This is a genomic window from Nocardia thraciensis, assembly GCF_054782435.1.
In genome coordinates, this window is record NZ_BAAGSM010000020.1 from 1 (window position 1) to 25,543 (window position 25,543).

Consider the following 25,543-nt stretch of genomic DNA (forward strand, 5'->3'; position numbering starts at 1 on the left):
AAGACTCTAGACTCGCCCGAAGGCCAATCAAAAGTATCTCGAACCAGAGTCCGAAAACCTAACTAAAACGCCAGCCGGAAAATAGCTGACAAAAAATCCGACACCCACACGGGGGTGTAAGCGCCGGAACCAAAAACAATTTGGCACTGACATTCATCGACACACTATTGAGTTCTCAAAGAACACACGCACCAACAATCTCATGGGATCATCCCGGTCGATCGGCTGGGCAACTTCAACAGCTTAGCTCGCCCTTGGACGCGGAACCAAATCCGTGCCTCGGTTCGAACCAGTGTGATCGTCAGGCGCTCATCGTCCCACCTCGTGTCCCTGGCCTCTCGGCCCGGGTCGGCGTCCGTGTCGCTCTGACCTGGAATAAGTTACGTGGCACCAGAATCGATGTCAAATCGCCTGGTCAAGGCCGGTTCGATGATCAGCTGACGCGCTGCACATCGGCGCCGAGGGAGCGCAGGTTCTCGACGAACTCCGGATACCCGCGATCGATGTGGAACACGTCGTGGACCTCGGTGACGCCGTCGGCGACGAGACCGGCCAGTACGAGACCCGCGCCCGCCCGAATATCGGACGACCACACCGGTGCGCTCGACAGTCGCGGTATGCCGCGCACCACCGCGTGATGCCCGTCGGTCCGGGCGTCGGCACCGAGCCGGATCATCTCCTCCACGAAGCGAAACCGCGCCTCGAAGACGTTCTCGGTAATCATCGACGTGCCGTCCGCGATAGCCGCCAGCCCGATCGCCATCGGCTGCAGATCGGTCGGGAACCCGGGGAAGGGCAGTGTCGAGAAGTTCACGGCGCGCGGACGCTCGGCCTGCAAGACCCGAAACCCGTCCGGCTCGAACGAGATTCGCGCGCCCGAGGAGCGCAGCTTGTCCAGTACCAGGGACAGGTGCTTGGGATTGATGCCGGTGACCCGAACCTCGCCGAGCGTCATGGCGGCCGCGATACCCCAGGTCGCGGCGACGATGCGATCGCCGATCACCTGATGGTCGGTGGGCGAGAGCTTGCGCACGCCGTCGATGGTCAGCACCGAGGTGCCCGCGCCGCTGATCCGCGCGCCCATCCTGGTCAGCATCGTGCAGAGGTCGACGATCTCCGGCTCCCGCGCGGCATTGTCGATGACCGTCTCCCCCTCGGCCAGCACCGCGGCCATCAGGATGTTCTCGGTCGCGCCGACCGACGGGAAGTCCAGCCGGATGCGGGCGCCCTGCAGTTCGTCGGCGCGGGCGACCAGGCAGCCGTGCTCTATTTCGCTGGTCGCCCCCAGCAGCCGCAGGCCCGTCTGGTGCATGTCCAGCGGGCGCGAGCCGATCGCGTCGCCGCCGGGCAGCGCCACCACCGCGCGCTTGCACCGGGCCATCAGCGGCCCGAGCACGCAGACCGAGGCCCGGAACTGCGTCACCGCCGGAAAATCCGCGTGGTACTTCGGCTCCGTCGGCGTGGCGATGGTCACCACGGAGCCGTCGACCACGACATCGCAGCCCAGGCCCCGCAGGACGTCGGCCATCAGCGGCACGTCGAGGATGTCCGGACAGTTCGTGATCGTCGTCGTACCCTCGGCGAGCAGCGCGGCGGCCATCAGCTTGAGCACGCTGTTCTTGGCACCGCCGACCGCCACCTCGCCGACGAGCCGACTGCCCCCGGTCACCAGAAACCGTTCACTCACGGGGGTCAGCCTAGTGGGCCCGACTCCCGATGGTGGCCAGTCCGTCCGGGCGTCGCAGTCGAGCCACCGGCGGACCCACGCGGCGCGAACCGGTGAATGCGGTGCGACCACACGGAAATTCCTTGAGTGGCAAGGGTATTGACGGACCGGCCACACCGTGAGTTCCGGAGCCTGAACTAGGACTCCGGGCCGTCGGCGGAGGCGCCGGGGCGCCAGAGCACGTCACCGTCCGGGTTGGCCACCCTGCCCAGGATGAACAGCAGATCCGACAGCCGGTTGAGGTACTTCGCGGGCAGCGCCGAGGTGTCGTCGGGATACGCCGCGACCGCCGCCCACGCCGAGCGCTCGGTGCGGCGGGCCACCGTCCGGGCGGTGTGCAGGAGCGCGGCCAGCGGCGTGCCGCCGGGCAGGATGAACGAATTCAGCGGAGCCAGCTCGGCATTGAATTCGTCGCACCATTTCTCTAGGCGGTCGATATAGGGCTGGGTGATGCGCAGCGGCGGGTGTTTCGGCTCCGCCACCACCGGGGTCGACAGGTCGGCGCCCGCATCGAACAGGTCGTTCTGCACCTGCCGCAGCACCTGCGCGATCTCCTGGCTCGGCGCCCCCAATGCGATCGCGACGCCGATCGCCGCGTTCGTCTCGTCGCAGTCGGCGTAGGCCACCAGCCGCGGGTCGGTCTTGGCCACCCGGGAGAAATCGCTCAGACCGGTGCTGCCGTCGTCGCCGGTGCGGGTATAGATCCGAGTCAGGTGCACGCTCACACATTCACCCTAGCGCCCCGACGCCTGTGGTCCCGTGGCAAGACCGGCCCCCTATTCCGGCATGCTGTTGGCCGGAATCGGGCGTCTGCGAGGTGGATTCCGGCCAAAAGCATGCCGGAAATAGGGAGGCCGCAGACGCCGGAATAACCGGGGTGGCGCAGGGTCTGAGAATACGAGTAGCGGGGTGGCTCAGGCACTAGGAACACGCGTAGCGGATGGCTCAGGCACCAAAAACACGCGTAGCAGGTGGCTCAGGCACTAAGGACACGAGAGGGGGTGGCGCGGGGCTAGGAGCCTGAGAGGCGGGGGGGTCTGCGGCGGATGCGCTCGGACGGGCGGGACTCTACCCAGGAGAGGAAGGCGGCCAAGGCGCCGCGATCCAGCGCCAGTTCGTAGCTGCCGTCGCCGTCGGACACCGCGATCACGATGATGTCGTCGGTCATGATGTCGAATTCGTCGCCGACCGGGCCGCGCCGATCCACGACCTCGATCCCCAGGCGGCGAATGGACGCGTCGGCTCCGAGTTTCAGGCTGGTCAGCTTGAAGAAAACCAGGCGGTCCTCGTCGTAGCGAATCAGGCCGTGCCGCCAGCCCTGACCGCCCTTGGCGGGCAATATGCGCAGGATCGCGGCGGTTCCGCCGCGGCGCAACATGACGAACCGATAGATGGAAATCAGCGCCAGGGCGACGAGCAGCAGCACCAGAATGAGAAGAAGCACCATCCCGGTCTGCAATCCAGGTCCGTCCCTTCACCTTTGCCCCTGTGCTGTTGCGGGTGCCGTGTCATCCCGAACAAGGTCACCGTTGGGGCGAGTCTACAAACCGTCCCGAAGCGCGGTGCGCCGGGTACACCCCGACAGCGGGCGTGGCACACAGCGTAATCGGGGGCGGGTGCGCGGGACCCGTATTCGCCGCATCCGACGGGTCGAATCCCGCTGCCCCGTGGGGTCATCCGATGCTGAACGGCGCGCCCCACACGGTGATCATGCTTTCCCCTGCCTCGGTGGCGACATCGGCCATCGTGAACGCCCGGGCCTGCGCGTATCCGCCGCAGCCGTTCACCGCGAAGGTCTCGTCGGTCCAGCGGACGCTCGCGTGCGAGCCCTTCACGGTCGGATGCCGCTTGTGGTCCTCGTTGCCGTAATCGTCCGGCTGCTCGATATCGAGCACGTACCGTGCGACGGCCTGGCCCGGCCCCAGGGTCAGCGTCTCCGTGGCGCCGATGACCGGCGGTTGCGGCGTCAGCCCACCGTTCGCACCGGCCGTGGTGCCCTGGGTATCGGTCCCTTCCGAATTCAGCGAGGCGATATCGACCTGGCATCCGACCACATATCCGGGATTCAACTGGATGCTGGCGCTGCTCGCGCCCGGTCCGGACACATCCGCCACGACGCGGCCGCTCGTCCAGACATTGCGATGCAGCGGCGTGGCGCCCATCGAGCCGCTTATCTTCGCCGACTCGTCCACGATGGACAGGGTGACCTCTGTCCCGTCGCCGAGCGTGGTGGTGATCGAACCGCCGGGCAAGGGAACGAAGGTATCGGCGTTCGCGGCGCCCGAGGAACACAGTCCTATGGCGACGGCGATCGCGGCCGCCAGTCCGGTCATCCGGCCACATCGCAAAGCAGTATCGCGGGTCATGCGTTTTCCTTTCGCATTCCGTGGCCGATGTCAGCCGATGCTGAACGGCTGTCCGTAAAGGGTGAGTTTCTGGTAGTCGGGGCCGATGACCTCGACCACCGCGAAGCTGCGGGCCTGCGCATAGCCGGCGCAGCCCTGCACATCCATCGGGACGTCCCGGTAATTCAGGTAGTACTGCCCGGACTTCTTCATATCCTTGTTGTTGATCTGCACCCACTTCACCTCGCCGGGGCTGATCGGGAACGACAGCCCGGCGGCGGCCGACGGAGTCTGCGACAGTGTCACGGCCAGCGACGGACCGAAATTCCCCAGCGCCACTTGGCATCCGACGATATAGCCGACGGTGAGTCCGGAGGAGCCGTGCGTCGACGAGTTGTTCGTCCCCGGCTCGTTCAGCGCGCCGTTGTTGGGCCCTACTTCCCCCTCCGGGGTTTCGATGTCCACCGTGACATTGCCGCTGACCCATGCCGTACGCCCGGCGCCGTTGGCTGCCAGCGACGGCGAGATAACCGCGCGCTCACCGACATTGGTGATTTTCACCCCGGGGCCCTCGATGTGCCCGTCCGGCAGCGGCACGAATGTGTCGGCACGGGCCGCACCGGGCGACCACAATCCGACCGCGGTCACGAGAATTGCCGCGGCCGCGCCGATTCGCGCGATCCAGCGCAGCCCTGCTACCTGGTACTTGTTCATCCACCCCTCGCTCATCGTGGCGAGGCCGCCCGTACTATCCGTGGCAACCACGCGTGCGCCAACCAATCGGTGCTGAGGTAATGCTGGGTACTTCAGGTGAAGCTGAAAAAGCCGAGAAAGCCGAGGAGACAAATCGGCGAGTTCGGTCACGATCGGACCGTTGCCAGATGTTAACAGCAAAGGCCCCCGGGGCAATTCCCCGGGGGCCTTCGTGAGATAATTCGGCGCGTTATCGGGCGCCCGCGGCCTCCGCCGCGCGCACCTGTCCGCGCGCCATATTCTGATCCTGCTCGGAGGCGTTCGGGTCGGCGAGCACCGACCGCGCGGCAGCGACGTCCACATCGGCGGCGAATTCCGCCGATTCGGCGAGAATCCGCACCGACGACGCGGTCACCGAAAAGAAGCCGCCGTGCACGGCGGCGACAATGCGCTCGCCCTCGGTGCTGACGATGGTCACGGTGCCGCCCTCGACCAACTGGCCGAGCAGCGGCTCGTGGCCGTGCAGAATACCGATCTGACCCTCGGTGGTCTCGGCGATGACGAGACTCGCCCGCCCCGACCACAGCCGCCGTTCGATGGCGACCAGATCAACTGACATATCGGCCATGGTGGACTACTTCCCGGCGATCTTCTTCGCGGCCGCCTCGACGTCGTCCAGGCCACCGCAGGAGTTGAACGCTTGCTCCGGCAGGTGGTCGAACTCGCCCTTGCAGACCCGGTCGAAGTCGTCGATGGTCTGCTCCAGCGGCACCACCGAACCCGGCTGACCGGTGAACTTCTCGGCCACGATGAAGTTCTGGCCGAGGAACTTCTCCAGGCGACGGGCGCGGCCGACGAGGACCTTGTCCTCCTCGGAGAGCTCGTCCATGCCGAGGATGGCGATGATGTCCTGCAGCTCCTTGTACTTCTGCAGGATCCGCTTCACCTCGTCGGCCACCGCGAAGTGCCGGTCGCCGACGATCGAGGCCTCGAGGATGCGCGAGGTCGAGGTCAGCGGGTCGACGGCGGGGTAGATGCCCTTCTGCGAAATCGGGCGCGACAGCTCGGTGGTCGCGTCCAGGTGGGCGAAGGTGGTCGCCGGCGCCGGGTCGGTGTAGTCGTCGGCGGGCACGTAGATCGCCTGCATCGAGGTGATCGAGCGGCCGCGGGTCGAGGTGATGCGCTCCTGCAGCTGACCCATCTCGTCGGCCAGGGTCGGCTGGTAACCGACGGCCGAGGGCATGCGGCCCAGCAGCGTCGACACCTCGGAACCGGCCTGGGTGAAACGGAAGATGTTGTCGATGAACAGCAGCACGTCCTGGCCCTGCACATCGCGGAAGTACTCCGCCATGGTCAGTGCGGACAGCGCCACCCGCATACGGGTGCCCGGCGGCTCGTCCATCTGGCCGAAGACGAGGGCGGTGTCCTGCAGGACGCCCATCTCTTCCATTTCCAGGTGCAGGTCGGTACCCTCACGGGTGCGCTCGCCGACGCCCGCGAAGACCGAGGTACCGGCGAACTCGCGCGCGATACGGGTGATCATCTCCTGGATCAACACGGTCTTGCCGACACCGGCACCACCGAACAGGCCGATCTTGCCGCCCTTCACGTACGGGGTGAGCAGGTCGATGACCTTGACGCCCGTCTCCAGGATCTCGGTCTTGCCCTCGAGCTGGTCGAAGGCCGGCGGCTCGCGGTGGATGCCCCACTGCTCGCCGTCGCGGCCGGTGCCCGGGGAGTCCAGGCAGTCGCCGAGGGCGTTGAAGACGTGGCCCTTGACGACGTCGCCGACCGGCACCGAGATCGGCTTGCCGGTGTCGCGCACTTCGGCGCCGCGGACCAGGCCGTCGGTCGGCTGCATCGAGATGGTGCGGACGATGTTGTCGCCCAGGTGCTGCGCCACCTCGAGGGTCAGGGTCTTGGCCACCGACGGCAGCGTGACCTCGGCGTGCAGGGCGTTGTACAGCTCGGGGATGGCGCCGCGCGGGAACTCGACGTCCACGACGGGGCCGATGACTCGGGCGACGCGGCCAGTGCCAGCGCCCGCCCGGCTAGTGTTTTCTGCAGTAACTGCTGCGGTCATTGTTTCTCTTCCTGGGCTCGGGCTTAGTCGCTAGGACTTGCTGCCAGCGCGTTTGCGCCGCCGACGATTTCGCTGATTTCCTGCGTGATGTTGGCCTGCCGGATCGAGTTCGCCTGGCGGGTCAGGGTGTTCACCAGATCCGTGGCGTTGTCGGTGGCTGCCTTCATCGCGGTGCGGCGCGCGGCCGACTCCGAGGCCGCGGCCTCCAGCAACGACGAGTAGATGCGGGTGTTCACATACTTCGGCAGCAGCGCGCCGAGCAGCGTGTCCGCATCGGGCTCGAACTCGTACTGCGCGGTCACGACCGCGTTGGGGCTATCGGACACGAAGTCCTCGCCCAGCTCGTAGTTCTCGTCGACGAAGCTGACCTGGATCGGCGCCAGCCGGCGCACCTCCGGCACCTGCGACAGCATCGACACGAACCGCGTGTAGACGATGTGGATCTCGTCCACACCCGCCATCGTGTCCGCGCCGTCGGGTGTCGGTACCTCGCCCTCGGCGCCGGCCATGAAGGCCTCCACCAGGTGGTTGCAGGCGGCCGACGCGTCGGTGTAGTGCGGCCGCTGCGAGAAACCGGCCCACGACCCGGTCGGGCGACGGTTGCGGAAGGTGTAGTACGTCAGGCCCTTGGCGCCCATCACATACAGCACCGGCTCCTTGCCCTTGGAGCGCAACGTCGTGAACAGTTCCTCGGCGCGCTTGAGCACGTTCGAGTTGTAGCCGCCGCACTGGCCGCTGTCGCTGGTGATGACCAGCACCGCGGCCCGGCTCGGATTGGGCCGCTCGGTCAGCAGCGGATGCGCGAGATTGGCCGAGGCGGCGGCCAACTCGCCGAGCACCTTGGTGATCTCCTCCGCGAACGGCTTCGCGGCGGCGACACGAGCCTGCGCTTTCGTGATGCGCGAAGTGGCGATCAGCTCCTGGGCCTTGGTGATCTTCTTGATCGAATTGACACTACGAATGCGGGAGCGCAGTTCGCGGGTGCTGGCCATACGTCACACTCCCTTCATTCTGTAGTCGACTGCGGCGCTCATCGAGTCGTTACTTCTCGACGTGCTTACGGGTGACCGACAGCGACTCGACCTCTTCGTGGTCCAGATCGCCCGCGGCGGCCTCGTTCACGACACGGCTGCCGTCGGAGGCCAGGAAGCCCTGCTTGAACTTGTCGGTCGCGGCCTTGAACTGGTCGGCCGCCTCACCCTCGACCCGCTTGCCGCCCTCGATCGCCTTGAACGCGTCGGCGGCGCTGCGGTGCAGGTCCTCCAGCAGTTCGGCGTTGAAGCGGCGCACGTCGCCGACCGGCACGGAGTCGAAGTAGCCGCCGTCGACCAGGAAGATCGACACGATCTGGTCCTCGACGGCGACCGGGCTGTACTGGGACTGCTTGAGCAGCTCCACCCAGCGGGCGCCGCGCTCCAGCTGAGCCAGCGACGCGGCGTCCAGGTCGGAGGCGAAGGCGGAGAACGCCTCCAGCTCGCGGTACTGCGCCAGCTCCAGACGCAGCGAACCGGCGACCTGCTTCATGCCCTTGGTCTGCGCGGCGCCACCGACGCGGGAGACGGAGGTACCGACGTTGATCGCCGGGCGCACACCCTTGTTGAACAGGTCGGACTCGAGGAAGACCTGGCCGTCGGTGATGGAGATGACGTTGGTCGGAATGAACGCCGAGATGTCACCGGCCTTGGTCTCGATGATCGGCAGACCGGTCATCGAGCCCGCGCCCAGCTCGTCGGACAGCTTCGCGCAGCGCTCCAGCAGGCGGGAGTGCAGGTAGAAGACGTCGCCCGGGTACGCCTCGCGGCCCGGCGGGCGGCGCAGCAGCAGCGAGATGGAGCGGTAGGCCTCGGCCTGCTTGGACAGGTCGTCGAACACGATCAGCACGTGCTTGCCCTGGTACATCCAGTGCTGGCCCAGCGCCGAACCGGTGTAGGGCGCCAGCCACTTGAAACCGGCGGAGTCCGACGCGGGCGCCGCGACGATGGTGGTGTACTCCATCGCGCCGCGCGCCTCGAGCGCGGCCTTGACGCCGGCGATGGTCGAGCCCTTCTGGCCGATGGCGACGTAGATGCAGCGCATCTGCTTGGTCGGGTCGCCCGACTCCCAGTTCGCCTTCTGGTTCAGGATGGCGTCGATGCAGACGGCGGTCTTGCCGGTCTTGCGGTCGCCGATGATCAGCTGGCGCTGGCCGCGGCCGATCGCGGTCAGCGCGTCGATGGCGGTGATGCCGGTGGCCATCGGCTCGCCGACCGGCTGGCGCTCCAGCACGGACGCGGCCTGCAGCTCCAGCGCGCGACGCTCGTCGGACTCGATCTCGCCGAGGCCGTCGATCGGCGCGCCGAGCGGGTCGATGACGCGGCCGAGGAAGTTGTCGCCGACCGGCACCGAGAGCACGTCACCGGTGCGGCGGACCTGCTGGCCCTCCTCGATGGTGTCGAACTCACCCAGGATGACCGCGCCGATCTCGGTGTCCTCGAGGTTCAGCGCGACGCCCAGCACGCCGCCCGGGAACTCGAGCAGTTCGTTGGCCATCGCCGAGGGCAGACCGCTGATGTGGGCGATGCCATCGCCGGTGTCGGTGACCACACCGACTTCCTCGATGGAGGTCTCGGGGGTGTAGCTCTGGGTGTAGCTCTCGATCGCGCTACGGATCTCATCGGGGGAGATCGTCAGCTCCGCCATGGTTCTTCCTGCTCTCGCTGTCTGGTCTGGAATGTCGGGGGTGGCGCGCCGGATTTATCCGAGGGACTGGCGCAGCCGCTGCAGTCGGCCGACGGCGCTGCCGTCGATCACGTCGTCACCGACGCGCACGACGACACCGGCCAGCAGGCTCGGGTCGATCTGCACGTGCACGGTGACCGGCTTGTCGTAGATGCGCTGCAGCGAGGCCGCCAGGTGTTCCCGCTGCTGCGGAGTCAGTTCCGACGCGGCACGCACGTGTGCCACGATCTGCTTGCGCAGCGACGCCGCCAGATCCGACAGGTGGTCGAAGACGACGCCGACGTCGCCGTGCGAGCGGCTGACCGCCTGCTCGGCCAGCTGGATCGTGATGTCCTCGACCTTGCCGGTCAGCAGTCGCCCGATCAGGCCACGCTTGTCCGCCGCAGACTTGCCGCGAGCGGCCAGAGCCTGCTCGAGGTCCGGATTGTCCTCCACGATGCGGCCGAGCCGGAACAGCTCGTCCTCGACGGCGTCGATCCGCTCGCGATCGGCCGCGGCGCGCAACAGCGCCTCCCGGCCGAGCAGAACCAGCGTGTCGACCATGTCCCGGGTGCGGGACCAGTCCTCGGCGACGGCCGTGGTCAGCACGGCCTGGGTGGCCGCGCTGATCTTGCCGCCGAATACACGTTCGGCCAGTTCGGCGCGGGCCGAACTCGACACCGACTTATCCGCGAGCGCTACACGCAGCGAACGCTGGTCGTCGAGTACGGCGACAACGGCGAACAGTTCGGAGCCCGTCGTGGCGGCGACGGAGTCGCTCCCGGTGAGAGCGGCCGAAAGAGCTTCCCGGGCACGGGAACTCGCCTCGCGGCTCGCTGCGTACATGCTTCCCACTTTCTGGTCGCTACCTTCCGACCCCGATGCCGGCCTTCTCGTCCAGCTCGGCGAGGAACCGGTCGATCGACGCGGCCTGCTTGGCCTCGTCCGACACCGACTGTCCGATAACCTTCTCGGCCAGGTCGACGGCGGTGTGGCCCAGTTCCGCCCGCAGTTCGGTCACGATCTGCTGACGCTGCGCCTCCAGCTGCGCATTGCCCGAAGCCACGATGCGGTCCGCCTCGGCCTGCGCGTCCGCGCGCATCTGCGCGAGGATCTGCTGGCCCTGGGTGCGCGCGTCTTCACGAATGCGCGCGGCCTCGAGCCGGGCCTCGGCCAGCTGCTGCTGGTACTGCTCCAGGGTCGCCTGCGCCTCGGCCTGCGCGGCCTCCGCCCTGGCGATGCCGCCCTCGATCTTGTCCGAGCGCTCGTCGAGCACCTTCATCAGGCGCGGGATGACGTACTTGTAGAAGACGAACCCGATGATGATGATGCAGACAGCCGACCAGACAATGTCGTACGGCTCCGGGATGAGAGGGTTTTTGTCCTCCGCCGCCTCTTCGGCGAGCAAATGAATCCCGTTCATGGCAATCAGAAGATGAAGCCGGCGACGAGACCGATCAGTGCCAGCGCCTCGGTGAACGCGATGCCCAGGAACATGTTGGTCCGGATGGTGCCCTGCAGCTCGGGCTGGCGGGCGAGGCCCTCGATCGCCTTACCGACGACGATGCCGACGCCGATGCCGGGGCCGATGGCGGCCAGACCGTAGCCGATCGCGCCGTAGCCCTTGACCTTCTCGGAGGTCTGGGCGAGTTCGGCGGCCACGTAGGAGAGGCTCATGAGATTTCTTTCCCTTTCTGTTGCCCACCCGCCGGGCGACGAGGTGGGGCAGTCTTGTGCGGTTGTGCGGTCAGTGCGAGTCGGCGTGCTGCGCCAGTCCGATGTACACGGCGGTGAGCAGCGCGAATACGTAGGCCTGCAGGAAGATCACCAGGATCTCGAAGAGCGTGAAGGCGAATCCACCGAGCAGCGCGAACGGGGACAGGCCCTTCATCCAGGCGGCGCCGTCGAACAGGAAGTATTGGGTCGCGCTGAAGAACAGCACCAGCATGATGTGTCCGGCCAGCATATTGGCCATGAGTCGGACGGTCAGCGTGAACGGGCGCAGGATGAACGTCGAGATGAACTCGATCGGAATCAGCAGGCCGTGCATCGCGATCGGCACATTCGGCACCACGATGCTCGAACGCATGTACTTCCAGAAGCCGTACTTCTTGATGCCCACGTAGTTGAAGGCCACGTACGCGATCGCGGCCAGCACAATCGGCATGCCGATTCGCGCGTTCGAGGAGATGTTCAGGAAGGGGATGATGCCCGAGAAGTTCAGGAACAGCACCGTGAAGAAGATCGTCGCGATGAGCGGGAAGAACTTCCGGCCGGATTCTTTACCGAGCACCTCGTCGCAGATCTGCTCCTTGACGAAGACCAGGCCCGACTCGGCGATGTTCTGCAGTCCGCGCGGCACGATCTTGGGGCTGCGGAATGCCAGCAGCATCACCGCCACCAGGACCGCCGTCATCAGGACGCGGATGAGCATCAAACGGTCGAGCTCGAAAGGCGTCCCCTCGAACAGCACAGCTGGAGGGAAGAAATCTGACAGCGACGGCGCGTGAAACTCGGCCGCCAAAGTGGTGACGCTCAGCGTTCTCTCCCGTGTTCGGGCCGCAGGACATGCTTCCGCCTGCGGTTCGATCGGACATTGACGATCTTGTGGTCGACTCAGGTCGGCTCGAGTTCGTCAGCAGCTGCGCGGGTCGGCATACCCCGCCTTGGCGTCTGTACGTCGGCGACATCGTCGACGGTGCAGAGCCGAACCCCCTCAGGTCCGGCACGGCTGTAAGCATAGCCACCCTGGCTCGATCCTTGTGAACGCCCCTGGTTTGGCTGCCTACGGTAAAGAGTTTACCAAGCTATCTACGACAACGTGTAGGGGGTGGGTTCAAACGTTGGAACGATCTTGGTCCGCGTGGTCGTCCGGCAGGTCGACCACCGGAACCCGTTGCCGCAGAAGACCGTACGTTTCCGCACCCAGCACGATCAGCAGCGCGCCCACCACGGTGAGGAACAGCGTGGTGGGGCTGTAGAAGTCGAATCGCTGCAGCACCGCGACCACGACCATCACCACCAGCAGCTTGCCCACCCAGCTCCCCAGCATCACCATGCCCTGGATGCCGGTTTCCAATTTCCCACTGAACAGCACCAGTGCCGCGGTGGTGAGAATGAAGAAACCGCCGATGGCCGACCCGATCAGCGCGCCCCACAGGCCCGGCAGCCCGGCGAAGATCGACCCCAGCACGGCGGACAGCACCACCAGCACGATCAATCCGGCGATGCCGTAGCGCAGCGCCGCGCGCAGCGGGGCGTCGGGATGGTACTCGGATGCCGTGCTCACGCGGGCCACTCTACTCGGCGCCGCCCTCGCCCCCGCGCGGTGCCCGGCGCCGTATTCCGACGGCCTCGCGCAGCGACGGCACCGCGGTCAGCACCAGCGCGCAGATCAGCCCGGCCGCGAACATCAGCACCACCGCCTGGCGATTCTCGATCAGCGAGGTCCCGACCGCACCGAAGGCCAGCACGCCGACCCACAGATAGATCGTCAGCACCACCCGGCGCTGCGAATGGCCGATCTGCAGCAGCCGGTGATGCAGATGCATTTTGTCCGGAGTGGAGAAACTCACGCCCGCCCGCACCCGGCGCACGATCGCCAATACCAGGTCCAGTACCGGAATGAACATCACGGCCCCGACCAGCAGAAGCGGCGAAAGCAGACCGACGATATCGCGCGGCCCGTACCCGTTGAGCGGAATTCGGCCCGAGGCGCCAGTGGAGATGGCCGCCAGCATCAGCCCGATCAGCATGGATCCGGAATCGCCCATGAATATGCGGGCGGGCTGGAAATTGTGCGGCAGGAATCCCAGGCAGGCGCCGGCGAGCGCGGCGGCGAGCAATGCGGGCGGATAGGTGCTGACGTCACCGCCCTGCGCGTAGAGCAGGCCCATCGAAAAGACGAATACCGCCCCGGCGCAGATCAGGCCCAGCCCGGCGGCCAGACCGTCCATGCCGTCGACGAAGTTCATCGCGTTGATCATGGTGATGGTGACGACGACCGTCACCAGGCCGCCCTGCAGCGTGTCCAGCACCACCGTGGTCTGGTTGAACGGGTTGTAGATGACGACCCAGCTCAGCCCGATCACCGCCATGACTCCGGCGGCGGTGATCTGGCCGACGAATTTGGTCAGGGCGTCCAGCCCCCACCGGTCGTCGACGATGCCGACCAGCACGATCAGCGTGGCCGCCACCAATACCGCGGGGATATCCGGCACGAAATCGAATCCCCGTCGCAGCGCGGGCAACTGGTGCGCGAACAGCACCGCGGCGAGCACGCCGATGTACATGCCGACGCCGCCCATCCGCGGGGTCGGCTTGGAGTGCACGTCCCGCTCACGGGGCACGGCCACCGCGCCGAAGGCGATGGCCAGCACCCGGATGCCACCGGTGGACAGCAGCGTCACCACCGCCGACACGAGCAGCACCAGCAGCAGCTCGCGCAGCGGAACGACCGCGCTCTGACTGAAACCCATCTAGCAGGCCGTCACCGCGCGGTCTCGGGCGTGAGCTCGTCCGGCGACAGGCCCAGCACCTCCGCCACCCGGGCCGTCGTCACCGCGCCCTCGCGCAGGATGCGCGGCGTATCGGCGGTGAGGTCGACGATGGTGGACGGCAGGCCGTGCTCGGCACTGCCCCCGTCCAGATACACCCCGACCTGATCGGCCAGCTGCGCGCGAGCCTCGTCGACCGTCGTGGCGGGCGGCTGCCCGGAGACATTGGCGCTGGAGACCGCCAGCGGGCCCACCTCGCGCAGCAACTCCAGCGCGACCGGGTGCAGCGGCATGCGCAGCATAACGGTGCCGCGGGCGTCGCCGAGATCCCACGCCAGCGAGGGCGCCTGCCGCACAACCAGACTCAGCCCGCCGGGCCAGAACGCCCGGATCAGGTCGCGCGCCTGCGACTGCACGGAGAACACGAGCCCGTCGATGGTGTTCCAGGACCCCACCAGCACCGGCACCGGCATATCGCGCCCGCGCCGCTTGGCGGCGAGCAGCGATGCGACGGCCGCCGAATCGAACGCGTCGGCGGCGAGGCCGTACACCGTATCGGTCGGAATCACGGCCAGCCGCCCGGATTTCAGGGTCGTCCGCGCGGCGGTCAGACCGGCGGCCCGCGAGTCGGGGTCGGAGCAGTCGTAGACGGTACTCACGGCAGGGAGTCTATTGAATGTGTCTCACCGCACGCCCCCCGGCGGGGTACGCACCCGCCCGAACCATCCCGGCCAGCACGAATACCGCTCCCGCACGCGCCGGAAAGCGGGGGCGGAATTCCGCCAGCGGAGGTCGGCGTCCCACTCGATAGTGGTTGCCATGACCACTTCTTCTGCGTCGACTGCCGTTGCTGTTCTCGAAGGTATGTACCGGGCCGAGGCGGAGTACCTCGCGGCCGGAGGGCCGGGTTCGGCGTCGTTCGCGACGCTGGCGCCGTACTTCGCGCCGGATGTCACGCTGTATCAGGCCGCGGCGCTGCCCTACGGCGGGATCTGGCGCGGGCATGCGGGGATGGAGCAGTTCTTCCGTGCGATGAGCGGGGTATGGGAGCGCTTCGACATGGTGGAGCAGACGTTCCTGAGCAAGGCCAGCCCGCTCGTCGTGCTGACCCACGTGCGCGCTCGCGCGCGGGCGACGGGCCGCGAGTTGGCATTCCCGATCCTGCAGACCGTCGAGATCACCGATGGTCGGATCAGCGAGGTGCGCCCGTTCTACTGGGATACCGCCGCGATCGCCGAGATCTGCCGCCTCGAAATCGCGTAGGGGCTCACTCCGCACGCCCGTGGCGGGCGGCGACGAAGCGGGGCTTGCCTGCCAGGTCGGGATGCTCGACCACGGCGATGAGTCCCGCGAGTCGGAAAAGCTCCGCGACCTGGGAACCATGGGAGTCGTCGTGTTCGACCGCCGTCACGCCGTCGGCGCGGAGCAGGCGGGCGATGGTGTCCACCATCGGGCCGATCACGTCCAGGCCGTCGCTGCCGCCGAACAGTGCGAGGTGCGGATCATGGTCGCGCACTTCGGGATCCAGCTCGGCGGAGACGGGGATGTACGGCGGGTTGGCGACCACGACGTCGACCCGACCGTCGAGTTCGGACAGGATCCGCGAATCGGTGACGTCACCGGCGTGCAGGGTGATCGGGGTGTCGCCGTCCGCGGCGCAGCGGTCGGCATTGCGCCGCGCCCAGCTCAACGCGGCCGGATCGAGTTCGACCGCGTGCACCTCGGCATCGGGGCGGGCGTGCGCGATGGCCAGCGCCAGCGCCCCCGAGCCGGTGCACAGATCGACCACGACCGGACGGTGTTCATGCCCGGCCGCCTCCAGCTGCGCCAGCGTCCAGGCGAACACCAGCTCGGTCTCGGGCCGCGGCACGAACACCCCGGGCCCGACCGCGAGGTCGATCTCCCCCATCGCCGCGCTGCCCGTGAGGTGTTGCAGCGGAACGCGTTCCGCGCGCCGCGCGACCAGCTCGCGGAACTCCCCGAGTTGCTCGGGTGTCACCATCGGGATCAACGCCAACCGCGAACGCTCGACACCGAGCACGTGCGCGGCCAGGAATTCGGCATCCACGCGCGGACTGTGCACTCCCGCTGCCCGCAGGGTCTCCGCGGCCTCGAGGATCGCGGGCCGCAACGGAACTCGGTTCACGGTCACTCGGCGGCGAGGCGGGCCGCACGGTCTGCTTCACCCAGGGCGTCCAAGAGGGCGTCCAGGTCACCATCCAGCACCGAATCCAAATTGTGAGCTTTGAAACCGATGCGATGATCGGTGATCCGGTTCTCGGGGAAGTTATAGGTGCGAATGCGTTCGGACCGATCGACCGTGCGAATCTGGCTGGCCCGCCCCGCGGCGGCCTCCGCGTCGGCCTGCTCCTCCGCCAGCGCCTGCAGCCGGGCAGCGAGCACCTGCATGGCGCGAATCTTGTTCTGCAGCTGCGAGCGTTCGTTCTGGCACGTCACCACGATGCCGGTGGGCAGATGGGTGAGGCGCACCGCCGAGTCGGTCGTGTTGACGCCCTGGCCGCCCTTGCCGGAGGACCGGTACACGTCCACGCGCAGATCGGACTCATCGATCTGCACCTGCTCGACCTCGTCCGGCTCCGGGTAGATGAGCACACCGGCCGCGGAAGTATGGATGCGCCCCTGCGATTCGGTGACCGGTACCCGCTGCACCCGGTGTACACCGCCCTCGAACTTCAGCCGCGACCACACCCCGTCGCGGGTGGGTTCGCGGCTCTTGATCGACAGCGTCGCCTCTTTGTAACCGCCGAGATCGGAGACGTTGGCGTCGAGCACCTCGACCTTCCAGCCGTGCCGCTCGGCATAGCGGAGGTACATGCGGGCCAGGTCGGAGGCGAACAGCGCCGATTCCTCGCCGCCCTCGCCGGACTTCACCTCGAGCACCACGTCGTCGGCGTCGTGCGCATCGCGCGGCGCGAGCAGGTCGGTGAGCGCCTGCTCCAGCTCGGACACCAGCTGCTCCAGATTCGGCACCTCGGCGGCGAACGAGGCGTCGTCGGCCGCCAGCTCCTGGGCGGCGGCCAGGTCGTCGCGCGCGGCCTGCAGCTTGGTGTAGGTGGACATGATGGGAGCGAGTTCGGCGAACCGCTTACCGACGCGACGGGCCTCGCCCGGACTGTTGTGCAGCGCCGGATCCGACAGCTGCATCTCCAGCCCGGCGTGCTCGGCCAAGATGTCGTCGATCGCGGACGGAGCCGTCTTATCGGCCATCGCTACTACTCCTCGCAGTTCCAAGGTCCCCAAACACGTCGACGCCCGACCTGCGGAGCAGGACGGGCGTCGGCGGGACAGTTATTTGGCGTCTTCGGATTTCTTGGCGCGCTTGCCGTAGCGGGCCTCGAAGCGGGCGACGCGGCCGCCGGTGTCCAAGATCTTCTGCTTGCCCGTGTAGAACGGGTGGCACTGGGAGCAGACCTCGACGTTGATGTGGCCCGACTCCTTGGTGCTGCGAGTCTGGAAGGTGTTGCCACAACCGCAGACGACGGTCGTGTCCACATACGTGGGGTGGATTCCTGCCTTCATGGGTGTCCTTTCGATGTGGTCGCCGGGTCGCCGTCGAAGCTCGAGGGCGTGAACCGGAACCGACTAGGCGGGATGGTCTGCCTTCTACCAGCAGACGCACCAGCGATCCAGTATGCCAGAACCGCTGACACGCTCCCAAAACGCACCCCGGGTCGGGTTTGTTCCCCCCTTGCCCCCAACTCCTTCCCCCCTGAAATTCCGGGCACGCGCCTTCGCAGCTCTCGAGCCAGGCTGAAGTCGAGTAGTCGACTACGCAGGAACACGAACACCGTTGTTCATAGAGTATCGCCAGGTGAGAAACCGTGCGATCACATGAGAGGACAGCAGTGAATCTCTACGCCGCTCGGGGGGCGACGAGGTCCGGGTCCCTGACTTCCGGGAGAGACCCGACGCGCTCGAGGCGCCGCGCGCTGCCGGGGGGTAGGCACGCGGCCCGCATTGCGGCAGGTACGGTGCTGGCCGCACTGGCACTGACAGCCGGAATCGGATGGCTGGCGGCGCCGGGCGAGCGACCACACCCCGCCGCCGCCCCACAACCCGGTACACCCGAACTCGAGTACACCGCCCACACCGTTCCGACGGGCGGCATCACCTCGGCGACCGCGCTGATCCTGGTGCTCCTGATCCTCGGCGCGACACTGATCGGGTTCGTGTTCTTCTCCCCGACAACACCGCGGCGGCCCCGCCGAAACGGAGCCGCCGTGAGGTCCCGGCCAAAAGCGTGCCGGGAATGCGATGCCTGGGCATGCCGGGAATGGGATACCTCGGCGTGCCGGGAATGCGATGCCTGGGGCGCTAGTCCTCCAGCTGGCCCGGGGCGGTCTTGGAGACCGTCATCAGGAACTCGAGGTTGTTCTTGGTCTTCTTCAACCGGTCGATCAGTAGATCGATGGCCTGATGCGAGTCCAGGCCGGACAGCACCCGGCGCAGCTTGTGAATGACCGCCGCCTCGTCCGGGTTCATCAGTAGATCGTCGCGACGCGTACCGGACGGGTTGACATCCACCGCCGGGAACACGCGCCGCTCCGCGATCTTGCGGTCCAGCTTCAGCTCGGCGTTGCCGGTGCCCTTGAACTCCTCGAAGATCACCGTGTCACCGGTCGAACCGGTCTCCACCATGGCGGTGGCGATGATCGTCAGCGAGCCGCCGTTCTCGATATTGCGCGCCGCGCCGAGGAACCGCTTGGGCGGGTACAGCGCGGTCGAGTCGATACCGCCGGAGAGGATGCGGCCCGACGCCGGGGACGAGTTGTTGTAGGCACGGCCCAGTCGGGTGATCGAGTCGAGCAGCACGACCACGTCCTGCCCCATCTCCACCAGTCGCTTGGCGCGCTCGATCGCGAGCTCGGCGACGGAGGTGTGGTCGCCCGGCGGGCGGTCGAAGGTGGAGGCGATCACCTCGCCGCGCACGGTGCGCTGCATGTCGGTGACCTCTTCCGGACGCTCGTCGACCAGCACCACCATGAGGTAGACCTCGGGGTTGTTGACCGCGATCGCGTTCGCGATGTCCTGCATGATCGTGGTCTTACCAGCCTTCGGCGGCGAGACGATCAGCGCGCGCTGGCCCTTGCCGATCGGCATGATCAGGTCGATCACGCGCGTGGTCAGCTTGTTCGGCTGGGTTTCCAGCCGCAGCCGCTGATTCGGGTACAGCGGGGTCAGCTTGTTGAAGTCCGGGCGGCGCTTGGCGCTGTCGATATCGGCGCCGTTGACGGTGTCCAGCCGCACCAGCGGATCGAACTTCTGCCGCTGATTGCTCGAATCGCCCTCGCGGGGCGCACGCACCGCACCGGTGATGGCGTCGCCGCGGCGCAGGCCGTTCTTGCGGACCAGGTTCATCGAGACGTACACGTCGTTCGGCCCGGCCAGGTAGCCGGAGGTGCGCACGAACGCGTAGTTGTCGAGCACGTCCAGGATCCCGGCCACCGGCTGCAGGACGTCGTCCTCGCGGATCTCGACATCGCGGCTCTCGCCGCCACCGCCGCCACCCTCGCGGTCGCGGCCGCGACGGCGCTCGCGGAAGCGGCGACCCCGCCGCCCGCGGCCCGACTCCTCGTCGTCGCCGCGGTTGTCACCGCGGTTGCCGTTCTGGCTGTTCTGGTTCTGGCCGCCCTGATTGCGGTCGCGGCGGCGGTCGCCCTGCTCCTGCTCCGGCTTCGCCTCGCTGTCGGGCTTCGAATCGGCGGCCTTGGCCTCGGACCCCTTGGTCTCCGCTTTGGCGTCGCCGCCCTTGGCCTCGGCCTCGGCATTCGCTGCGCCGGAACGCTGTTCGCGCCCCCGGCGCTGCCGACCCCGGCCCCGCTGGCCGCCCTCGCGGCCGCCGTCCTCGCCGGAATCCGACGCGGCGCTCTTCGATTCGGCGGGCTTGTCCGCGCCGACGCCGTCCAGCGTCTGCTGCTCGGCCGATCCCGACTTACCGCCGGATTCGGTCTTGGTGGCCTCGGCCTTCGTCGAGCCGGACTCCCCACCGGCCTTCGGCGCCTCTCCAGCCGCGGACTTCGCCTCGTCCCGGGCGTCCGCGGTCTTGGTCTCACGCGTCGGCTTTCCCGACCCGGAGGCCTGATTTTCCTTGATGGCGGCGATCAGATCGCCTTTACGCATCCCGGAAGTCCCTCGGATACCGAGTTCTCCGGCAAGCGCACGCAACTGCGGCAACAACATTCCAGTCAGCCCCGATCGTGCGACGTCGGTTTGTTCGCTCATCTTCGAAATCTGTCCGGAGTCACTTTCGCGGCCCGAGGTGCGCGCATCGGTATCCACCCCGGGGGTCGCGAGCAGGTCCGTATCTGTCACGGAGATCCTTTCCTTCCCTCGATTGCCGTGTGCTTATTCGAGGGTTCCGTACCGAAGTCCGGTCATTGCGCCGAACTCGGATGCCGTATCGCCTGCCCCGCCGGACCGGCGGCCATCAACCACCTGGTCACAGCCACCGGTTCACAAAGGTGGGAGTGATCATTCCAGTTGCTGTCCCCGACGTCCGAGACCCGGGTTCCGAGCCTGAGCAAGGAGCCTGCTGGAGCGATTGCCCTGATGAAGCACCGGCGACTGACGCGCACGATGTACGGACTCGCTCAGGATAGCTCCCACTGGTCAGCTCAGCAAGGCAGGCACGCCGTCAAACCACCCGCACGCCGTCGGAGATGGCGGGCTGCACCACGCGCAGGCCGTCCGCGGCGGCCTGTTGACGCAGCTCACCAGGGAATTCTCCGGTGTGCAGGGCCAGCACCGTCGGCCCGGCGCCCGAGACGGTGGCGGCGATTCCGGCCTCCCGCAGCCGGGCGATCCACGCCGTCGTCAGCGGCAGCGCCGACGACCGGTAACCCTGGTGCAGGCGGTCCGCCGTGGCCGGTAGCAGCAGGTCAGGACGCTGCGTCAAGGCAACTACCGCCAGCGCCGCACGGCTGGCGTTGAACGCCGCGTCACCGTGTGGAACCAGCTCGGGCAGCAGGCCGCGGGTGTGCGCGGTCGAGGAACGCTCCTCGGGAACCAGCACGGTCGCCCGCAGCGCGGTATGCGGATCCAGCCGCACCGCGCGGTAAAGGCGATGGTGGTGGTCGGACTGTCCGTTCACGCCGGTGTCCGCCGGACTACCGGTTTCGGTCCACGACACCACGATGCCGCCCAGCACGCTCGCGGCCGCGTTGTCCGGATGACCCTCGAATTCCGAAGCGAGCTGCACCAATTCGGCATCGTCACCGGCCAGCTCGGGATCGAACTCGCGGGCCAGGCCGCGGCCCGCGGCCAACCCGCCCACCACTGCCGACGCGGAGGACCCCAATCCCCGCGAATGTGGAATCACGTTGCGGCACAACACATCCAGGCCGTCGGCCCAGACGCCCGCCGATTCCAACCCCCTTTCGATCGCTCGCACCACGAGATGTGAAGGGCCCCAAGGTACATCGTTGGCACCCTCGCCCTCCACCCGGATCGTAAGCCCGGAGTCGGTCGTGCGCACCACGATCTCGTCATAAAGACCCAGGGCGATTCCGAGCGAATCGAAACCCGGGCCCAGATTCGCGCTCGACGCGGGCACCCGCGCCGTCACCGAAATACCGGCGGGCAGGGTCCGCGCCATGACCTGGCCTTCGCGCGAACTCAACTCAGGCCAGCTCGAGCTCGTGGGCGACCGCGACCGGATCGACCTGGATCGCCTGGACTTCCGGCATCCCCGACAGTGCGGTGTCGGGGTCCTTGAGGCCGTTGCCGGTCACCGTGCACACCACGGTGAGCCCGGCGTCCAGCCAGCCCTCCGCGCGGGCGGCCAGCAGACCGGCCACGCTCGCGGCCGAGGCGGGCTCGACGAACACGCCCTCGGTGCTCGCGATCAGCCGGTACGCGGCGAGGATCTCCTCGTCGGTGGCGGCCCGGAAGGCGCCGCCGGATTCCTGTTGCGCGGCCACCGCGCTGTTCCACGAGGCCGGGGCGCCGATCCGGATGGCGGTCGCGATGGTCTCCGGATTCTTCACCGGGGAGCCGCTGACCAGCGGCGCCGCCCCGGCGGCCTGCACGCCCAGCATGCGCGGGCGCACAGCGGTGACCCCGTCGGCGTGGTACTCGCTGTAGCCCTTCCAGTACGCGGTGATGTTCCCCGCGTTGCCGACCGGCAGCGCGTGCACGTCGGGGGCCCGGCCGAGGGCGTCGCAGATCTCGAACGCCGCGGTCTTCTGTCCCTCGATGCGGGCCGGGTTGACCGAGTTGACCAGGCCGACCTCGGGGAATTCCGCGGTCACCTTGCGCGCCAGCTCCAGGCAATCGTCGAAGTTGCCCTGCACCTGAATGATCTTGGCGCCCAGCATGACCGCCTGGGCCAGCTTGCCCATCGCGATCTTGCCCTGCGGGATGAGCACCGCGCAGTGCATGCCCGCTCGGGTGGCGTAGGCTGCGGCCGAGGCCGAGGTATTGCCGGTGGAGGCGCACAGCACGGCCTTCTGGCCGCGAGCCTTGGCGTCGGTCATCGCCATGGTCATGCCGCGGTCCTTGAAGGAACCGGTCGGGTTGAGTCCCTCGACCTTGAGATGGACCTCACAGCCGGTCAGCTCCGACAGGTGATGCGCGGGTACCAGCGGGGTGCCGCCCTCGAACAGCGTCACCGGCTCCCAGTCGGCGCCGACCGCGAGCCGGTCGCGATAGGCGGCGATCAATCCGGGCCAGGGAGTGTGCACAGCCGCCGGCTGCACTCCTGTACTCATTCTTCGGTGCCTTCCAATCTCAAGACGCTGGTCACGGACGTGACGGACTCCAATTCGGCGAGCGCTGCCACGGTATCGGCCAGCGCCGACTCCTCCGCGTGGTGGGTGACCACGACGAGCCGGGCGCCCTCGTCTTGTCCCTCCTGGCGGACCGTCGAGATGCTGACGCCGTGCTTCGCGAATTCGCCCGCCACCGCTTGGAGCACCCCGGTGCGGTCGGCGACTTTCAGGTTCACGTGGTAACGGGTGGGGGTGTCCCCGATCGGCGCGATCGGTAGCTCAGCATAAACCGATTCGCCCGGTGCGCGACCACCGTAGAACTTGTTCCGTGCCGCCATCACCAGATCGCCCATGACCGCGGAGGCGGTCGGCGCGCCGCCGGCGCCCTGGCCGTAGAACATCAGGCGGCCCGCGTTCTCGGCCTCCACGACCACGGCGTTGAAGGCCCCGTCGACCGCCGAGAGCGGATGCTTGCGCGGGATCAGGGCGGGGTACACCCGGACCGACACCCGCTCCTTGCCGCCCTTGTCGGGGGACGGGTCGCCGGCGATCCGCTCGCAGATTGCCAGCAGTTTGACGGTGCAACCGACAGCATCGGCGGTCTCGAGATCCTCACCGGTGATCCGGGAGATGCCCTCCCGGTAGACGTCGGCGGCGGTGACGCGGGTGTGGAAGGCCAGCGAGGCCAGGATCGCGGCCTTCGCGGCGGCGTCGTAGCCCTCCACGTCGGCGGTCGGATCGGCCTCGGCGTAGCCGAGGCGGGTGGCCTCCTTCAGCGTGAGGTCGTAGTCCGCGCCGGTCTCGTCCATCGCCGACAGGATGAAATTCGTTGTGCCGTTGACGATTCCGATGATCCGATTGACCCTGTCGCCGGACAGCGACTGGATCAGCGGGCGCACCACCGGGATCGCTCCCGCGACCGCGGCCTCGAAGTACAGGTCGGCGCGGCTGCGCTCGGCGGCCGCGGCGAGTTCGCCGGTGTAGTCGGCCAGCAGCGCCTTGTTCGCGGTGATCACGGACTTACCGGCGTTGAGCGCGGCGAGAATGAGTTTGCGGGCCGGATCGATGCCGCCCATCACCTCGACCACGAGGTCCACGTCGTCGCGGGCGACAAGGGCCTCGGCGTCGGTGGTCAGCAGTTCCTCGGGAATGCCGCGGTCGACGCCGACGCGGCGCACGGACACCCCGCGCAGCACGACCGGCGCACCCGCCCGTTCGCGCAGGTCGTCGGCGTGGTTACGCAGCATCCGGACCACCTCGGTGCCGACGTTGCCCATGCCGAGCACCGCGACGCCGATCGGATGGTCGGGTCCGAAACCTCCGGCTCGCGCCTGCCCCAGAACCTCGGTCATGCTTCCACCTCCAAGCTCAACAAGTCGCCTACCGTCTCCCGACGCAGAATCAGCCGCGCCTGCCCGTCGCGCACGGCCACCACGGCCGGACGCGTCAGCATGTTGTAGCGGCTGGACATCGAGTAGCAGTAGGCGCCCGTGGCCGCCACCGCCACCAGATCGCCCGGGCCCACGTCCGCCGGGATCCAGGTGTCGCGGATGACGATATCGCCACTCTCGCAATGCTTTCCGACGACGCGTGCGACGACCGGCGCGGCGTCGGTGGACCGCGACACCAGACGGCAGTCGTAGTCCGCCTGATACAGCGCGGGCCGGATGTTGTCGCTCATGCCGCCGTCGACGCTGACGTAGCGGCGCTGGGCCCCCGCGTCGAGGGTCACATCCTTCGTCGTGCCGACCTCGTACAGCGTTACGGTGCCCGGCCCGGCGATGGCCCGTCCCGGTTCCACCGCGATCTCCGGTGTGGCCAGTCCGATCTGGGCGGCCTCGCTCGCCACCAGATCGCGCACCTTGTCGGCGAAGTCGTCCAGCGGCGGCGGATCATCGCTGGGCAGATACGAAATACCAAGCCCGCCACCGAGATCCAGCGTGTGGATCTGCTCGGTGCGCTCGACGCCGAACTTGTCGATGGCGTCGCGCAGCAGCCGCAGCATGCGCCGGGCGGAGATCTCGAAGCCGTCGATCTCGAAGATCTGAGAGCCGATGTGGCTGTGCAGGCCGACCAGCCGCAGGTGCTGCGCCTCGAATACCCGCGTCAGTGCCTCCATGGCATCGCCGCCCGCGATCGAGAAACCGAACTTCTGATCCTCGTGCGCGGTCGAAATGTATTCGTGCGTATGGGCTTCCACGCCCACGGTGACCCGCACCAGGACATCCTGGACGATGCCCGCGCGACCGGCCACCGCCTCCAGCCGATCGATCTCGAACAGCGAGTCGACAACAACGTGACCGACCCCGGCCGCGACCGCCTCCTCCAGCTCGGGAACCGACTTGTTGTTGCCGTGCAACGCGATTCGTCGAGCCGGGAATCCGGCGTGCAGCGCCACGGCCAGCTCGCCGCCGGAGCAGACATCCAGGTACAGCCCCTCGTCGCGCACCCAGCGCGCGACCTCACCACACAGGAACGCCTTGGAGGCGTAGTGCACTCGCGCGGTGTCGCCGAAGGCACGCAGCATGTCCCGGCACCGGGACCGGAAGTCGTCCTCGTCCACCACGAACAGCGGCGTGCCGTACTGTCGCGCCAACTCGGTGACCGGCACCCCGGCCAGCCGCACCACTCCGTCGGCATCGCGAGAAGCGTTGCGCGGCCATACGTTCGCGGGCAGGTCGATCAGCTGCTTCGGATCCGCGGGGCGTTCCGGCAGATTCGGGGCGTGCGGAATCTCGGCATGCCGGGGACCGGCGGGATGCGCGCTCACGGTA

Annotated in this window: 25 protein-coding genes; 1 reads left to right on the forward strand and 24 read right to left on the reverse strand. The window is 67.7% G+C overall.

Features of this window, described 5'->3' with window-relative positions; genetic code table 11:
- Positions 1-433: 433 nt before the first annotated feature.
- The 16 genes from murA to ACYVLQ_RS12455 all read right to left on the reverse strand — a co-directional run bounded on the left by murA (position 434) and on the right by ACYVLQ_RS12455 (position 14,699).
- Positions 434-1,687, reverse strand: coding sequence for a UDP-N-acetylglucosamine 1-carboxyvinyltransferase (gene murA, locus ACYVLQ_RS12380; RefSeq protein WP_460697577.1), 1,254 nt, complete (start codon positions 1,685-1,687; stop codon positions 434-436).
- A gap of 176 nt (positions 1,688-1,863) precedes the next feature.
- Complete coding sequence (locus ACYVLQ_RS12385; protein WP_460697578.1) at positions 1,864-2,451, reverse strand: cob(I)yrinic acid a,c-diamide adenosyltransferase; 588 nt, start codon at positions 2,449-2,451, stop codon at positions 1,864-1,866.
- Positions 2,452-2,738: 287 nt separating this feature from the next.
- Positions 2,739-3,173: a DUF2550 domain-containing protein gene (locus tag ACYVLQ_RS12390; protein WP_460697666.1), complete on the reverse strand. Its 435-nt coding sequence runs from the start codon at positions 3,171-3,173 to the stop codon at positions 2,739-2,741.
- A gap of 226 nt (positions 3,174-3,399) precedes the next feature.
- Positions 3,400-4,059: an MspA family porin gene (locus ACYVLQ_RS12395; protein ID WP_460697579.1), complete on the reverse strand. Its 660-nt coding sequence runs from the start codon at positions 4,057-4,059 to the stop codon at positions 3,400-3,402.
- Positions 4,060-4,122: 63 nt separating this feature from the next.
- Positions 4,123-4,935 carry an MspA family porin gene (locus ACYVLQ_RS12400; RefSeq protein ID WP_460697580.1) on the reverse strand — a complete coding sequence of 271 codons (813 nt, stop codon included), beginning with the start codon at positions 4,933-4,935 and terminating at the stop codon, positions 4,123-4,125.
- 79 nt (positions 4,936-5,014) lie between these two features.
- Complete coding sequence (locus ACYVLQ_RS12405; RefSeq protein WP_460697581.1) at positions 5,015-5,392, reverse strand: F0F1 ATP synthase subunit epsilon; 378 nt, start codon at positions 5,390-5,392, stop codon at positions 5,015-5,017.
- 6 nt (positions 5,393-5,398) lie between these two features.
- A complete protein-coding gene (gene atpD / locus ACYVLQ_RS12410; RefSeq protein ID WP_460697582.1) occupies positions 5,399-6,847 on the reverse strand; it encodes a F0F1 ATP synthase subunit beta in 1,449 nt (482 codons plus the stop codon).
- A gap of 23 nt (positions 6,848-6,870) precedes the next feature.
- Positions 6,871-7,839 (reverse strand): F0F1 ATP synthase subunit gamma, encoded by a 969-nt coding sequence (locus tag ACYVLQ_RS12415; RefSeq protein WP_460697583.1) that lies wholly within the window; start codon positions 7,837-7,839, stop codon positions 6,871-6,873.
- A 49-nt stretch (positions 7,840-7,888) separates the two neighbouring features.
- Positions 7,889-9,526: a F0F1 ATP synthase subunit alpha gene (gene atpA / locus ACYVLQ_RS12420; RefSeq protein ID WP_460697584.1), complete on the reverse strand. Its 1,638-nt coding sequence runs from the start codon at positions 9,524-9,526 to the stop codon at positions 7,889-7,891.
- A 54-nt stretch (positions 9,527-9,580) separates the two neighbouring features.
- A complete protein-coding gene (locus ACYVLQ_RS12425) occupies positions 9,581-10,390 on the reverse strand; it encodes a F0F1 ATP synthase subunit delta (protein WP_460697585.1) in 810 nt (269 codons plus the stop codon).
- A 19-nt stretch (positions 10,391-10,409) separates the two neighbouring features.
- Positions 10,410-10,967, reverse strand: coding sequence for a F0F1 ATP synthase subunit B (locus ACYVLQ_RS12430; protein ID WP_460697586.1), 558 nt, complete (start codon positions 10,965-10,967; stop codon positions 10,410-10,412).
- Positions 10,968-10,972: 5 nt separating this feature from the next.
- Positions 10,973-11,221 (reverse strand): ATP synthase F0 subunit C, encoded by a 249-nt coding sequence (locus ACYVLQ_RS12435; protein ID WP_068028989.1) that lies wholly within the window; start codon positions 11,219-11,221, stop codon positions 10,973-10,975.
- Positions 11,222-11,291: 70 nt separating this feature from the next.
- On the reverse strand, positions 11,292-12,017 hold the full coding sequence (gene atpB, locus ACYVLQ_RS12440) for a F0F1 ATP synthase subunit A (protein WP_068028986.1): 726 nt from the start codon (positions 12,015-12,017) through the stop codon (positions 11,292-11,294).
- Between the two features lie 363 nt (positions 12,018-12,380).
- On the reverse strand, positions 12,381-12,833 hold the full coding sequence (locus tag ACYVLQ_RS12445; protein ID WP_460697587.1) for a hypothetical protein: 453 nt from the start codon (positions 12,831-12,833) through the stop codon (positions 12,381-12,383).
- Between the two features lie 10 nt (positions 12,834-12,843).
- Complete coding sequence (locus ACYVLQ_RS12450) at positions 12,844-14,022, reverse strand: MraY family glycosyltransferase (RefSeq protein WP_460697588.1); 1,179 nt, start codon at positions 14,020-14,022, stop codon at positions 12,844-12,846.
- Between the two features lie 11 nt (positions 14,023-14,033).
- The gene (locus ACYVLQ_RS12455) at positions 14,034-14,699 is read right to left on the reverse strand and encodes an L-threonylcarbamoyladenylate synthase (protein ID WP_460697589.1); all 666 of its coding nucleotides are present in this window, start codon (positions 14,697-14,699) and stop codon (positions 14,034-14,036) included.
- Between the two features lie 160 nt (positions 14,700-14,859).
- Here ACYVLQ_RS12455 and ACYVLQ_RS12460 point away from each other — a divergent pair, with 160 nt between their 5' ends.
- Complete coding sequence (locus tag ACYVLQ_RS12460; protein ID WP_460697590.1) at positions 14,860-15,303, forward strand: nuclear transport factor 2 family protein; 444 nt, start codon at positions 14,860-14,862, stop codon at positions 15,301-15,303.
- Between the two features lie 4 nt (positions 15,304-15,307).
- Here the strand turns inward: ACYVLQ_RS12460 and prmC are convergent, their stop codons facing one another.
- The 8 genes from prmC to lysA all read right to left on the reverse strand — a co-directional run bounded on the left by prmC (position 15,308) and on the right by lysA (position 25,539).
- Entirely contained in the window at positions 15,308-16,186 is an 879-nt protein-coding gene (prmC, locus tag ACYVLQ_RS12465; protein WP_460697591.1) for a peptide chain release factor N(5)-glutamine methyltransferase, read from the reverse strand.
- Positions 16,187-16,188: 2 nt separating this feature from the next.
- Positions 16,189-17,268: a peptide chain release factor 1 gene (gene prfA / locus ACYVLQ_RS12470; protein WP_460697592.1), complete on the reverse strand. Its 1,080-nt coding sequence runs from the start codon at positions 17,266-17,268 to the stop codon at positions 16,189-16,191.
- 81 nt (positions 17,269-17,349) lie between these two features.
- On the reverse strand, positions 17,350-17,580 hold the full coding sequence (rpmE, locus tag ACYVLQ_RS12475; protein ID WP_460697593.1) for a 50S ribosomal protein L31: 231 nt from the start codon (positions 17,578-17,580) through the stop codon (positions 17,350-17,352).
- Positions 17,581-18,375: 795 nt separating this feature from the next.
- A complete protein-coding gene (gene rho / locus ACYVLQ_RS12480) occupies positions 18,376-20,373 on the reverse strand; it encodes a transcription termination factor Rho (RefSeq protein WP_460697594.1) in 1,998 nt (665 codons plus the stop codon).
- Positions 20,374-20,695: 322 nt separating this feature from the next.
- Entirely contained in the window at positions 20,696-21,655 is a 960-nt protein-coding gene (gene thrB, locus ACYVLQ_RS12485) for a homoserine kinase (RefSeq protein WP_460697667.1), read from the reverse strand.
- Between the two features lie 25 nt (positions 21,656-21,680).
- Positions 21,681-22,769, reverse strand: coding sequence for a threonine synthase (gene thrC / locus ACYVLQ_RS12490; RefSeq protein ID WP_460697595.1), 1,089 nt, complete (start codon positions 22,767-22,769; stop codon positions 21,681-21,683).
- Positions 22,766-24,121, reverse strand: a complete 1,356-nt coding sequence (locus tag ACYVLQ_RS12495; RefSeq protein WP_460697596.1) for a homoserine dehydrogenase — start codon at positions 24,119-24,121, stop codon at positions 22,766-22,768. Before ACYVLQ_RS12495 ends, thrC begins: the two co-directional genes overlap by 4 nt.
- Positions 24,118-25,539: a diaminopimelate decarboxylase gene (gene lysA / locus ACYVLQ_RS12500; RefSeq protein ID WP_460697597.1), complete on the reverse strand. Its 1,422-nt coding sequence runs from the start codon at positions 25,537-25,539 to the stop codon at positions 24,118-24,120. Before lysA ends, ACYVLQ_RS12495 begins: the two co-directional genes overlap by 4 nt.
- Positions 25,540-25,543: the final 4 nt, after the last annotated feature.